Below are 13,261 nucleotides of genomic sequence, written 5' to 3'. Positions count from 1 at the left end.
CGAGAGAGCGGATCGACATGACAGACCAACAGACCAAGAAACCTCCGCTTTCCGGTATCCGCGTCATCGAGCTTGCCCGCGTGCTGGCCGGCCCCTGGGCCGGGCAAATGCTGGCCGATCTTGGCGCCGATGTCATCAAGGTGGAAAATCCCGACGGCGGCGACGATACGCGCCAATGGGGTCCCCCCTTCGTCGAAGGCAAGGATGGCGAAAACCTCTCGGCCGCCTATTATCACTCGGCCAATCGCGGCAAGCGCTCCATCGTCGCCGATCTCAAGACGGAAGAGGGTCAGGAGCTGGTGCGCCGGCTGGTTAAGACCGCGGACGTGGTGATCGAGAACTTCAAGCTCGGCGGCCTCGTCAAGTACGGGCTGGATTACGAAAGCCTGAAGAAGGTCAATCCCCGCATCGTCTATTGCTCCATCACCGGCTTCGGGCAGACCGGCCCCTATGCGGGCCTGGCGGGCTACGACTATATCGTCCAGGGCATGTCCGGTTTCATGTCGATCACCGGCGAGCCGGACGGCCAGCCGGTGAAGGCAGGCGTTGCGATCGCCGATATCTTCACCGGTATCTATGCTGTCTCGGCAATCGAGGCGGCGCTGATCCACGCACTCAAGTCCGGCGAGGGCCAGCTTGTCGATATGGCGCTGCTCGATGTGCAATCGGCCGTGCTCGCCAATCAGAACATGAACTATCTGATCTCGGGCAAACCACCCGTGCGGCTCGGCAACGCCCATCCGAACATCTCGCCCTACGAGGTCGTTCCGACCGCAGACGGCTATCTCATTCTCGCCGTCGGCAATGACGGACAGTTCCGCCGCCTTTGCGCCATTCTTGGCCTCGACACCCACGCCGACGACGAGCGCTATGCCACCAACAAAGCCCGCGTTCTCAACCGCAACGAGGTCCGTGCCTTCATATCGGCGAAGACTTTGACTTGGAACAAGGCGGACCTGTTGAAGGCCTGCGAGGACAATGCCGTGCCTGCCGGTGCCATCAACACGATCGAGGATATGTTCGCCGACCCGCAGATCAAGGCGCGCGGCCTGCGTATCGATCTTGAAGACGCTGCAGGCACCATGATCCCAAGCGTGCGCACGCCGATCGTTCTGTCGGAGACACCGTTGACTTATACGCGGCCAAGTCCGCGCCTTGGGGAGCATCAGGAGGAGGTTCTCGCCGAATTGGCGGAACTGGAGGGAAAGGCGAAGATATGAAACGAACGGGCGGCCAACTCATCGTCGAGGCTTTGAAGGCAAATGGCGTCAAGCGCATTTCCTGCGTGCCGGGCGAGAGCTTTCTTGCGGTGCTCGATGCGCTGCATGACAGCGACATCAACGTACTCGTCTGCCGTCAGGAGGGTGGCGCGGCGATGATGGCGGATGCCTGGGGTCGTCTCACAGGCGAGCCGGGCATCTGCATGGTAACCCGAGGCCCCGGAGCCACGAACGCATCGGCCGGCCTGCACATTGCTCGGCAGGACTCGATCCCGATGATCCTCTTCATCGGCCAGGTCCAGCGCGATGCCCGCGAGCGCGAGGCTTTCCAGGAGGTGGAATTCCGTCGGGCGCTGACCGAATATGCAAAATGGGTCGGCGAGATCGACGATGCCGCTCGCATCCCGGAATTCGTCACCCGGGCTTTCGCAGTCGCGACGTCGGGGCGGCCTGGCCCTGTCGTGCTGACGCTGCCGGAAGACATGCTGCGGGACGAAGTCGAAGCGCCTGACGCCAAGCCCTATACGCCCGTTGCCGCCCATCCTGGTCGCAGTCAGATGGCGGAGCTAAGCCAGCGCCTAGCTGCCGCAGAGCGCCCGATGGTCATCATCGGTGGTACGCGGTGGAACCAAGAGGCGGTTGCCGGCATCCAGCAATTTGCCGAGCGGTTCAATCTGCCCGTGGGATGTTCCTTCCGCCGACAGATGCTGTTCGACCATCTGCATCCGAGCTATGCGGGCGACGTCGGCATAGGCATCAACCCGGCGCTGGCAAAGGAAATCAAGGAAGCGGATCTGCTGATCCTCCTTGGCGGTCGCCTCTCCGAAATGCCCTCCTCCGGCTATACGCTGGTCGATATCCCTTACCCGCATCAGCAGCTCGTCCATATCTACCCGGATCCGTCCGAACTCGGCCACGTCTATCGCCCGGATCTGGCGATTTGCGCGAGCCCGGCCGATTTCGTCTCGGCACTTGCCGATCTGGATGCGCCGGTCAAAGCGCGTTGGGCCGATCGCACCGAGCGCATGCATGCCGCCTACCTCACCTGGTCGACGACGCCGGAGAAAAGCCCGGGCTCCGTGCACATGGGCCGCATCATGGATTGGATCGAAGCCAATACGGCTGCCGACACGATCTTCACCAACGGAGCCGGCAACTACGCGACGTGGCTGCATCGTTTTCACCGTTTCCGCCGCTTCGAGACGCAGGCAGCGCCGGCATCCGGATCGATGGGTTATGGCCTGCCGGCAGCGGTTGCCGCCAAGCAGCTGTTTCCGGAACGGGAGGTTATCTGCTTTGCCGGCGACGGCTGCTTCATGATGCACGGGCAGGAATTCGCGACCGCCGTGCAATATGGCTTGCCGCTGATCGCGCTCGTCATCAACAACGGCATGTACGGCACCATTCGCATGCATCAGGAGCGGGAATATCCCGGCCGTGTCAGCGGTACGGAACTCAGGAATCCGGATTTTGCAGCACTTGCCCGTGCCTATGGCGGCCACGGAGAGACGGTGAAGGCGACCGAGGAATTTGCTCCGGCCTTCGAGCGAGCCCGCGCCAGCGGCAAGCCGGCGATCATCGAGATCGCGCTCGATCCGGAAGCGATCACTCCATCGCGCACGCTAACGGAAATCGCCCAAACGAAAGGCCGGTGAGCGCAAGCTCCCGGCCTTCCAAAAAACATGTGGCGCGCTGGCTTAGTCGAGCGCTGCGGTCACAATGAACTCGACCTTGTACTTCGGCGCAGCGAGCTTGGCTTCGCTGGTGGCGCGAGCCGGCGTGTTGGCCGGATCGACCCAGGCTTCCCATGCAGTGTTCATTTCTGCGAAGTCGGAAATGTCTGCGAGATAGATGAGCGTCTGCAGGACCTTCGACTTGTTGGTGCCGGCTGCTGCGAGCAGGCGGTCAACTTCAGCCAGTGCAGACTTGCACTGATCCGTAACGCTTGCGCCTTCGCCGACCTGGCCAGCGAGATAAACGGTGTTGCCGTGGATGACTGCGCCGCTCATGCGGGCGCCGACGTCGATACGCTTGATGCTCATGATTTTCTCCTGATGTTGTTTTGACAGGTAAACAAGGCGTGGCGTGTAACCTGCCCTGCAATCTCAAGGGTTGGGAAGGCGGCTCAACCGCGAATGTGGTGCGTCTTCTGATAGATCGCCGTCGAGCGTGCACCGGACCGGCAATAGCCGAGCATCGGCCGCGGGAATTCGTCGAGCGCATCGACCATGCCCTGCACGGCCTCTTCGGTCACGCCCATCGGCCCAACCGGCACATGAGCAATTTCCAGACCGAGCTCCTTGGCGCGGGCCTCGATGACGCCGAACGGCGTCTGGTCCGGGCTTTCACCGTCCGGACGGTGGCATACGATGGACTTGAACCCCATGGCTTTGATCTGGTCGAGATCCTCAACGCTGATCTGGCCGGATACCGAATACTCATCATCGATCGGGCGGATATCCATGGTTTATGTCCTCTCTAAAACCGTGGCCCTGATCTACGCCGCCCCGCATCCAGCGTCAACCGCCGCGCGCGCTCAAACGAAGGCAAAGTTGAGCATGAAATTGCGGGCTTCGCCGGGCTGGAGAATATTGAATTCACCCGCCTCTTCCAGTTCCGCACGGGAGACCCAACGGTGCGAAACCGGCTCTATGCCGAGCACGTTCGCCGGCTCACGCTGATTACGCCAGACCTGCAGGAATGGCAGGGTTTCTGCGCCAAAACGCACCCTTAAAGACTTACCGCCGATAGCAGCGATAGGTCCAAGGCTGACCTGTGCCCAATCCTGTCCGGTCTCCCGCGCAGGCACGCAGAAAATATCACCACTCTCTTTGCCGAATGCCCAGGGAAAGCCGCCATCTTCAAGCATCTGCCCGGCAAGGCCGGTGCCGTTGTCGAGCCATTTGCCGCCGATATTCATGTGGTACATCAAAAAGACCGGCATCGCCTCGCCGCTGGTGTTGACGACGCGGTCAGCCAAGGAAACCTCGCCGGTCGAACCGTCGATCCGCCAATGGCGCTCCAGCCTTGCAGCAAGTCCCTCAGCGGTGACAACGTCGATATCGGCGCGGCACTCCGCATTGCCGTTCTCGAATTTGGTCCAGAGAACTTTGGCCGGATTGGAGGAGAACGAACCGTGCAGCGGATAGCGTTTTCCCTCGAAAGCCCCCGTCATCGGCTGCGGATGGCGGATATGATCCGGTCCACAGGTGAAGAGGAAGCCCTCGAGCGAGTGGTCGATGCGCGGATCGCCGTCATCCGGAATGGCGCGTCCGGGAGCAAGATCATTCCCCTCTACGATGCAAGCACCGATATCCAGAACCGAAGTCTCATCAAGTGCAAGTTTCGGTCCTTTAGCCGCAGCAAAATCTATCATTCCTAGGAATCCTCCCTGATCGGTCCTGCGCGCGGACGTTGCTCCATAATGGGACGCGGCGCAAATAAATGGTGATTTACCTTACCGAATGTTAACTTGAACCCTTGATCACACAAATTTTTATATTTTATTCAGCATGATAATCTAAATTTCCATACTGGCGTCAAATTTGCCATGTGTGTGTCAGCCGAACGACTATCCGAGGATTCGACAGACGTGAACCGGTTCGTAAAATTGAGTTTTGTCCTGACAATGACGGCCAGCGTGTCTGCGGTCGCGCTCACCGACGCGCAGGCGCAGTATTACCGCAGCGGCAACCGCGACACGGTTCTGGTCACTCCAGACGGACGAATTCTTGAACAATACCCCTATGGCGGCGGGTATTCGATGGCGCGAGACGGACGCGGTCGAAAGGTTCTGGTCGACGCATACGGCAATGTCGTGGCAACGGAAATGAGGGCGAGCACCTATTATCCGCGTGCACCAGCTCGCGATTCCTATAACGACAACGGCAACGGCAATCGATACGGCGATACCCAGCTTTCCGACAATGGCGGCTACCGCGACTATCGCCAGTATCGCAATGATGGCTATGGCCGCTACGACCAGCAGGATCAGGATGTCGTGACTGGCGGCATCCCGCGAGATGGCGATATTCAACGGCAGCCGCTCGACAACCAGCCGATGCCGGACCCGAGCCAGAGCCAGAACAACCAGAGCGGCAACGACTACGCTTCGATCGATCCCCAGCAAGGAACGCCGGATATCATTCGCAAGCCGCCGTCAGATCCCGTCATCACGCTCAAGGGCAAATCGAAGATGGAAATCACCGCGCTTGAGGTATTCCTCGCGCGGCAGGGCATTTCGCCAGGCGCCATTGACGGCCGCATGGGGGCGAACGTCACCAAGGCGATCTACGCCTATCAGCAGATGACGGGTCAGACGCTCGATCCCAACAATACCGATGCGATCCTCGAGCAGCTGCGCATGTCCGGCGGCATGCCGATCGTCAATTATACGATCACGGCAGCCGATGCCGCAGGCCCCTATGTTGCATCGATCCCCGAGGATTATTCGGCGAAAGCGCAGATGCCGTCGCTCGGCTATACCTCTACGACAGAAATGCTGGCAGAGCGCTTTCACATGGATGAGGGCTATCTGAAGGCCCTGAACCCCGGCGTCGATTTCACCGTACCTGGCAATACCATCAAGGTCGTCAATACGGGCCCGGGCAAGACCGGCACTGTCGCCAAGATCCTCGCGGACAAGGGCCGCAAGCAGGTTTTCGCCTATGACGCCAACGGTACGCTGATCGCCGCCTACCCGGCCAGCATCGGCTCGGCCGATACGCCTTCGCCATCCGGCACGGTGACCGTCGAGCGCGTCGCCTTCAATCCGGGTTACACATACAATCCAAAGATCAACTTCCAACAAGCCGGAAACGATAAGGTTCTTAACATCCCGCCTGGCCCGAACGGTCCGGTCGGTACGGTTTGGATGGCCCTGTCGAAGCCAACTTACGGCATCCACGGCACGCCGGATCCCTCGAGAATTGGCAAAACGCAGAGCCATGGCTGCGTGCGTCTTACGAACTGGGATGCGACGGAACTGGCAAAGATGGTCAAACCCGGCGTGGTTGTCGAGTTCGTCGACTGATCGGCAGGCATCACTGAACGAAAAAGCCGCCGGGCTCACCCGGCGGCTTTTTTGTCCTGAAGTGTTCGACGCACCGAAACTTTCGCCCGGCGCGTCAAGATGTTCCTTACAGCGCCGCGCGCCGCAAGTGGCGCGCAAAGGTCGCTGTAACACTTTAAATCTGCTGCATAATTTTATCCCTAAATCGATTCCGATTTAGGGAATTATGCAGTAGTGCCTCAGAAGCAGTCGCGGAAAAGAGCCTTGGTGTTCTCAAGCGTCATCGGCACCGGATTGCCGCCAGCGCTTGGATCTTCGATCGCCATGGCAGAAAGCTCGTCGATGCGGTCGGGCGTAATGCCCATGGCAGAAAGGCTTTCCGGCACGCCAAGCTCCGCACGGAGCTGCAGCACATAATCGTAGAAGCCGTCAAAACCGCCAGCGATACCGAGGTAAGCTGCCGCGCGGGCAATCTTGTCCTCGATGGCTTTACGGTTGAAGCGCAGGACCGCCGGCATGACGACGGCATTGGTCATGCCGTGATGCGTATTGTAGACGGCGCCGATCGGATGCGACAGCGCATGAATGGCGCCAAGCCCCTTCTGGAAGGCGACGGCACCCATGGCGGCCGCGCTCATCATGTTGGCGCGGGCTTCGAGATCCGTTCCTTCCTTATAGGCGCGCGGCAGAAACTCCTTAACCAGCCGCATGCCTTCCAGCGCGATACCAGCCGACATCGGATGATAGAAGGGCGAAGAATAAGCCTCCAGGCAATGCGCGAAGGCATCCATGCCGGTACCGGCCGTGATGACCTTCGGCATGCCCACGGTCAGCTCCGGATCGGCAATGACGACGCCCGGAAGGAACTTCGGATGGAAGATGATCTTCTTCACGTGCGTCGCGGAATTGGTGATGACGCTGGCACGACCGACTTCAGAGCCGGTGCCGGCCGTCGTCGGCACGGCAACGATCGGCGCAATGCCTTCGACGCTGGCGCGGGTCCACCAGTCGCCGATATCTTCGAAGTCCCAGACTGGCCGTGTCTGGCCAGCCATGAAGGCAACGCACTTGCCGAGATCGAGGCCGGAGCCGCCGCCGAAAGCGACAACGCCATCATGGCCGCCATCCTTGAAGGCCTTGACGCCGGCTTCGAGGTTTTTCTCATTCGGGTTCGGATCGACATCGGCGAAAATAGCGCGGCCGAGGCCGGCCTCTTCCAGAATGTCCAGAGCCGTCTTGGTGATTGCCATCGAGGCAAGTCCCCGGTCAGTGACCAGGAGCGGCTTTTTCATGCCCAGGCTTTTGCAGGCGTCCGCCAGTTCCTTGATGCGGCCGCGGCCGAGCTTGAAAGCGTTCGGATAGCTCCAATTGGCAGAGATGTTGCTCATGCTGTTACTTTCTTCAGGTGATAGGATTTCGGGCGCGTCAGGTTATGGAAACCGATGATCGACAGCGAGCCGCCGCGGCCGGTTTCCTTGACGCCGGTCCAGCAAAGTGCCGGATCGAGATAGTCGGCGCGGTTCATGAAGACGGTGCCGGTTTCGATCTCGCGACCGATGCGTGAGGCACGTTCCACATCCTTCGTCCAGAGCGAAGCCGTCAGGCCGTAGGGGCTGTCGTTCATCAGCTCAAGCGCTTCAGCGTCCGACTTCACCTTCATGATGCCGACGGCCGGCCCGAAGGTTTCTTCGCGCATGAAGGCCATCGAATGATCGACATTCACGAGAATCTGCGGCGCGAGATAGGCGCCGCCGTCGTCGGCCGGGAACAGCTTCGGGTCGACCAGCGCCTTCGCACCCTTGGCGACCGCATCGGTGATCTGATCGCGCACGACCTTGGCGAAACGCTTGTGCGCCATCGGACCGAGTGATGTCTCGGGATCAAGGGGATTGCCGAGCTTGTAGTTCGAAACCCAGGCGACCGACTTTTCGACAAAGCTGTCGTAAAGCGATTCATGCACATAGATGCGCTCGATACCGCAGCAGCACTGACCGGAATTGAAGGTGGCGCCATCCATTAGCGTGTCGACGGCGGCGTCGAGGTCGGCATCCTCCATCACATAGCCTGGATCCTTGCCACCAAGTTCCAGCCCCAGGCTGGTGAAGGTGCCGGCAGCGGCACGCTCTATCGACCGGCCGCCTTCGACGGAGCCGGTGAAATTGACGAAGTTGAAGCTGCCGGCAGCAATCAGCGCCGACGTCGTATCATGGTCGAGAAAGACATTCTGGAAAACGTCTGCGGGGACACCGGCCTCGACGAAAGCCTGAACGAGCCGCTCGCCGACGAGGAGCGTCTGGCTTGCGTGCTTGAGAATGACGGTATTGCCAGCCATCAAAGCCGGGGCGATGGTGTTGATCGCCGTCATGTAGGGGTAGTTCCAGGGTGCGATGACGAAGACGACGCCATGCGGCTCACGCTCGATGCGGCGGGCAAAGTTGGCGCTGTCTTCCACGACCAGCGGCGCCATTGCATCGGCAGCGATCGAGGCAACATAATTCGAGCGCTCGTTGAAGCCGCGATATTCGCCGCCATACTTGATCGGGCGACCCATCTGCCAGGCAAGCTCCGGCACGACCGCATCGGCCATCTCGTTCAGCCGGGCGACGCCTTTCAGCACGAGCTGGACACGATCTTCCAGCGGGCGGCGCGCCCAATCCTTCTGCGCCTTGCGGGCGCGGGCCACGACTTCCTTGGCGGCGTCCAGCGACAACGCCGGACGCTCGGCATAAACCTCTCCGTTTACCGGTGAGATGCATTTGATCATCGTCATGATCGAATTCCTGTTTTCTTGGTCATCAAATTGATTGTCGGATGTTGCACAACCTGTGGCCGCATTCAAAGCGGAAATATCAGGCGAGCGGGCCATCCTGACGCCCCTGCCCGATCATGAAATGGAAATCGGACAGGGACAGCTTGCAAAAGCCTTACGCTCTTTCGAATCCGCGCGCCACTTCCCAATCGGTGATGCGACGATCGTACTCCTCCTGCTCCCATTCGGCGGCCCGGGTATAGTGATCGATCACGTCATCGCCGAACGCCGCACGCAGCATTTTCGAATTGGCCAGGGCCTCGGTCGCACCGCGCAGCGTGCGCGGTATCTCGCGAACCTCGCGCGCGCCATAGGCGTCGCCGACGAAAGGCGCTTCCAATTCGAGCTTGTTCTCGATCCCATCAATGCCAGCTGCGATCAGGGCCGCAAAAGCAAGATAGGGATTAAGGTCGGAACCGCCGACGCGGCATTCGATACGGATGCTCTTCGTGTCAGCACCGCACAGACGATAGCCGGCCGTGCGGTTGTCCGTGCTCCAGATCGCCTTGGTAGGCGCGAAGGTGCCGGCGACGAAGCGCTTGTAAGAGTTGATATAGGGCGCCAGGAAATAGGTGATTTCGCTGGCATGCGTCAGAAGGCCGGCAACGTAGTGCCTCATCATCGGCGTCATGCCGTGGTCTTTTTCCTTGTCGAAGAACAGCGGCGTCTTGCCATCGGCGCTCCACAGCGACTGGTGGATATGCGACGAGCTGCCGGCGGCGCTATAGTTCCACTTCGCAAGGAACGTAATGGCCTTGCCCTTGGACCAGGCAATCTCCTTGCAGCCGTTTTTGATGATCGCATGGCGGTCGGCCATCGTCAGCGCGTCGGCGTAGCGGACGTTGATTTCCTCCTGGCCGGCAGAAGCCTCACCCTTGGAGTTTTCGACCGGAATATCGGCACCCTGCAAACCCTTGCGGATCGCCCGCATCACATCCTCTTCCTTGGTGGTCTGGAAGATGTGGTAGTCCTCGTTGTAGCCACTGACGAGATTGAGATTACGATAGCCGGATTCGCGGGCGCTATCGTAGCTCTGGTCGAACAGGAAGAATTCGAGTTCCGAAGCCATATAGGCCTTCATGCCCATCGCTTCGAGTCGTTTGACCTGCTTCTTGAGGATAGCACGCGGCGAATGAGCCACTTCCTCATGCGTGTGATGGTCGAGCACGTCGCAGAGAACCAGCGCCGTGCCCTCCAGCCAGGGGATGCGGCGCAGCGTGGCGAGATCCGGCTTCATGGTATAATCGCCATAGCCCTTCTCCCAGCTCGTCGATTTGTAGCCGGAGACGGTTTCCATCTCGATGTCGGTCGCCTGCAGATAGTTGCAGCTATGCGTTTCCTTCCAGGCGCTCTCGACGAAGAATTCCGCCTGGAAACGTTTGCCCATCAGGCGACCCTGCATATCCACCTGGCATGCCAGAACCGTGTCGATGCGCCCTTCGGCCACATCTTTCTTGAGGTCGTCGAACGTATAGCTGGTGCTCATAATTAATCCGCCTGAAAGATAGAAGAGTGATCGGCTGGCAGCTCAGGACCTAGAATCCTGGCCGCGCGTCAAGTTGGAAGGGGCCGGATTACGGCCCCCGCCGGATTGAATATGGATGAGGATTACGCTTCGCCGACAGCGCGTTCGGCGGCAGCGATGTCGGCCTGACGCTTGGCAATCACGTCACCGATCGGCGGCCCCTGGAAGCGACGCTTCTCGAAGGCGAACCAGACGATGGCCGTCAGCACCAGGAAGCCGATGGTGATGTATAGCGCCCACTCGTTCGGCGGCTGCACGCCGATAATGAAGATGATCGCCATGGCGATAACCACCAGAACAGACACCAGCTTATAGGTTCCGATGCCCATGTTCCACGGCCCCATCTTGGGCCATTTCGCAGTCCCGATCGCCTTGATGCCGAGGACGATCGGCACGGTGAACGAGAGGAACAGGAAGATGACGGTGCACGACACGACGATCGTATAGGCCGAAGAACCGGCGATCGTGACGAGCGAAGCGCCCCAGACGAACAGCACGGCAAGAATGGCAGCCGTCCAGATGGCGATGGAGGGTGTGCGGAACTTCGGGCTGACGCTGGCGAGCGATTTCGAGAATGGCAGGCCGCCGTCGCGCGAGAAAGCATAGATCATGCGCGATGCGGATGTGACGGTCGCAAGGCCGCACAGCAGCTGCGAGATGAAGATCGCCACATAGAGAATATTGGCGACGACAGGATGGGTGATGCTGTTGATGGTCCAGAAGAAGACGTTCCAGCCCTGCTTGGACGCTTCGTTCATGTCCGGGATCGCCAGGAGGAAGGCGAGGAGCATGATGTAGCCGAACAGCGATGACCACCAGACCGACGAAACCATGCCACGCGGCACGGAGCTGGAGGCCTTGACGGTCTCTTCGGACGTATGTGCCGAGGCGTCGTAACCGGTAATCGTGTAGATCGGCAGCAGCAAGCCAAGGGCGAAGACGTACCAGATATTGTCCATCTTCGGCCAGACCGATGAATCACCTTCCGGCGTGCCGGAATAGTTGGTGAAGGTCCAGATGCGGCTGAAATCCCAGCTCTTGACGCCGATGAGGCAGACGACGGTCAGCGCGATAGCCGCGGCAAAGATCAGGTAGCCGGACATGTCGGTCAACTTTGCCGTAAGCTTGATCCCGAAGTGATTGATCAAAGCCTGCAAACCGGTGATGACGGCAACGAAGATGATCTGGTTGGCAAAGCCCGCCGACGTATTCGTATCGACGGCAATGCCGAACCAGCCAGCGATGGAGCCACTGAAGAAGCCCCAGGTCCCGACGTTGATCGCACCAAGAACGGTGATCAGGCCGAGCAGGTTGAGCCACGCCGTCAGCCAGCCGGTGAACCGGTTGCCGAGGATCGAACCCCAGTGATAAAGGCCGCCGGCCGTCGGATAGGCCGAGGAAATCTGCGCCATCGAGAGAGCGAAGACGCCCGAAATCACGCAGCCGATCGGCCAGCCGATACCGATCGCAGCACCGCCGGCGCCGGACGTGGCCTGCGCAAGGGAGTTGATGCCGCCAGATAGAATGCAAATGATGGAGAAGGAGATGGCGAAATTCGAGAACGAACTCATCCGCCGTTCCAACTCCTGAGCGTAGCCCATGGAGTGCAGGATATGCACATCCTGCTTTTTGTCTAACTCTGTATAATCAGACATGTCATTCCCCCTTAAGCCCGGTCGTCCGCGGGATTGCGGAGAACCATGTGTCACATGAGCCGCCAGCCTTTTGCCGTGCGGCTCTATCGCAGTTGAACTGCTCCCCGGGGTCTTTTTCTTTTTAAGTTCAGGCTTCCAGGCTGTTCTGGAGGAGCCCTGTCAGATAGTCAGCCACGACCCCTTGGCCGACGTCATCTCCGATGAGATCGTTGCGGATCTCAATCATTACGTTATGCAGGCCGTTGGCGATCCCATGCAGTTTCAGCGTATGGGTCACGCCGTCTTCAGGCCCGTAGGGCTTGTTGCGGTCTGTCTGATAGAGCGGCGCTTCCGCCGCTGCATCCAGCATGCGATCGGCCAGCCAATGGTCGTCGTCATGCAGAATCCCAAGCTCCACCGCGCGCGGCTTGCCATTGTAGATCGGCGTGAAGCTGTGCATCGTCACGATCACGGTTTTTTGTCCGCGTGCTGCCCTTTCTTTCAGGAGTGCCCGGATACGATCGTGAAACGGTATATAAAGACCTTCGGTGCGCGCCCGCCGATCCGCCTCACCCAGGCGCTGATTGCCGGGGATCGAATAGATTTCGCTCGTTTCCGGCATCGCGCCGGCACTTTCCGGAGGCCTGTTGCAGTCATAAATCAGGCGGGAGAAGCGCTGGTAAACCAAAGTCGCATCGAGGCTTGCCGAAATCTTCCTTGCAACCGCGAGTGCGCCCGGATCCCAGGCGATGTGGCTGGAAAGTGCCTCGGCAGAAAGCCCCAGGTCCCCGAAACGCTCGGGCAAAGCACGGGAAGCATGCTCGCAGACGATAAAAACCGCGCTGCTGCCATCTGGCCGTTCGACAGCGACGCTATCGCCGTCCGCCTTCGTCAAAATGCCTTGCTGTGCAAGCATCCGGGGCGCCCCATTGCCGATTAATAAAATCTTTATAAGAAAAGAATTCTTCAGCTTTTGGTCGCTGTCAACCGGAAACTGAAATTATTTCTTCATTTGTGACATTGACTCGAAATGTGACAGCGTTGTTATATCGTTGCAGGAGA

11 protein-coding genes are annotated in these 13,261 nt (G+C 59.6%); 3 read left to right on the top strand and 8 right to left on the bottom strand.

The annotated features are described in order from the left end of the window. Window positions 1-17 precede the first annotated feature (17 nt). Both ACIQJ2_RS11570 and ACIQJ2_RS11565 read left to right on the top strand, forming a co-directional pair. On the top strand, window positions 18-1,220 hold the full coding sequence (locus ACIQJ2_RS11570; RefSeq protein ID WP_400675665.1) for a CaiB/BaiF CoA transferase family protein: 1,203 nt from the start codon (window positions 18-20) through the stop codon (window positions 1,218-1,220). Beyond that, window positions 1,217-2,875 carry a thiamine pyrophosphate-binding protein gene (locus ACIQJ2_RS11565; RefSeq protein ID WP_400675663.1) on the top strand — a complete coding sequence of 553 codons (1,659 nt, stop codon included), beginning with the start codon at window positions 1,217-1,219 and terminating at the stop codon, window positions 2,873-2,875. The genes ACIQJ2_RS11570 and ACIQJ2_RS11565 overlap by 4 nt, the downstream gene beginning before the upstream one ends. A 42-nt stretch (window positions 2,876-2,917) precedes the next feature. Here ACIQJ2_RS11565 and ACIQJ2_RS11560 read toward each other — a convergent pair whose 3' ends face one another. The 3 genes from ACIQJ2_RS11560 to ACIQJ2_RS11550 all read right to left on the bottom strand — a co-directional run bounded on the left by ACIQJ2_RS11560 (window position 2,918) and on the right by ACIQJ2_RS11550 (window position 4,596). Continuing rightward, entirely contained in the window at window positions 2,918-3,262 is a 345-nt protein-coding gene (locus ACIQJ2_RS11560; RefSeq protein WP_400675661.1) for a RidA family protein, read from the bottom strand. Window positions 3,263-3,345: 83 nt separating this feature from the next. Continuing rightward, window positions 3,346-3,684, bottom strand: a complete 339-nt coding sequence (locus ACIQJ2_RS11555) for a TIGR01244 family sulfur transferase (protein ID WP_199145344.1) — start codon at window positions 3,682-3,684, stop codon at window positions 3,346-3,348. A gap of 72 nt (window positions 3,685-3,756) precedes the next feature. Next, window positions 3,757-4,596 carry a DUF4432 family protein gene (locus tag ACIQJ2_RS11550; RefSeq protein WP_400675660.1) on the bottom strand — a complete coding sequence of 280 codons (840 nt, stop codon included), beginning with the start codon at window positions 4,594-4,596 and terminating at the stop codon, window positions 3,757-3,759. 216 nt (window positions 4,597-4,812) lie between these two features. On the opposite strand from ACIQJ2_RS11550, the gene ACIQJ2_RS11545 reads away from it, so the two are divergent. Further along, window positions 4,813-6,252 (top strand): L,D-transpeptidase family protein, encoded by a 1,440-nt coding sequence (locus ACIQJ2_RS11545; protein ID WP_400675659.1) that lies wholly within the window; start codon window positions 4,813-4,815, stop codon window positions 6,250-6,252. A 218-nt stretch (window positions 6,253-6,470) separates the two neighbouring features. Here the strand turns inward: ACIQJ2_RS11545 and ACIQJ2_RS11540 are convergent, their stop codons facing one another. From ACIQJ2_RS11540 to ACIQJ2_RS11520, 5 genes are all read right to left on the bottom strand, one after another. Then, complete coding sequence (locus ACIQJ2_RS11540; RefSeq protein ID WP_199145347.1) at window positions 6,471-7,619, bottom strand: iron-containing alcohol dehydrogenase; 1,149 nt, start codon at window positions 7,617-7,619, stop codon at window positions 6,471-6,473. Continuing rightward, window positions 7,616-9,001, bottom strand: coding sequence for an aldehyde dehydrogenase family protein (locus ACIQJ2_RS11535; RefSeq protein ID WP_400675657.1), 1,386 nt, complete (start codon window positions 8,999-9,001; stop codon window positions 7,616-7,618). Before ACIQJ2_RS11535 ends, ACIQJ2_RS11540 begins: the two co-directional genes overlap by 4 nt. 154 nt (window positions 9,002-9,155) lie before the next feature. Continuing rightward, window positions 9,156-10,526 carry a glutamine synthetase family protein gene (locus ACIQJ2_RS11530; protein ID WP_199145349.1) on the bottom strand — a complete coding sequence of 457 codons (1,371 nt, stop codon included), beginning with the start codon at window positions 10,524-10,526 and terminating at the stop codon, window positions 9,156-9,158. Between the two features lie 122 nt (window positions 10,527-10,648). Next, complete coding sequence (locus ACIQJ2_RS11525) at window positions 10,649-12,220, bottom strand: amino acid permease (RefSeq protein WP_199145350.1); 1,572 nt, start codon at window positions 12,218-12,220, stop codon at window positions 10,649-10,651. A gap of 127 nt (window positions 12,221-12,347) precedes the next feature. Continuing rightward, window positions 12,348-13,115 (bottom strand): N-formylglutamate amidohydrolase, encoded by a 768-nt coding sequence (locus ACIQJ2_RS11520; protein WP_400675654.1) that lies wholly within the window; start codon window positions 13,113-13,115, stop codon window positions 12,348-12,350. Between the last annotated feature and the right edge of the window lie 146 nt (window positions 13,116-13,261).

Origin of the sequence: Rhizobium sp. NPDC092011 (assembly GCF_044756305.1) — a bacterium.
Lineage (GTDB): Bacteria > Pseudomonadota > Alphaproteobacteria > Rhizobiales > Rhizobiaceae > Rhizobium.
The sequence above is the reverse complement of the archived record's forward strand: the minus strand, read 5'-3'. Positions and strand labels throughout refer to the sequence as shown.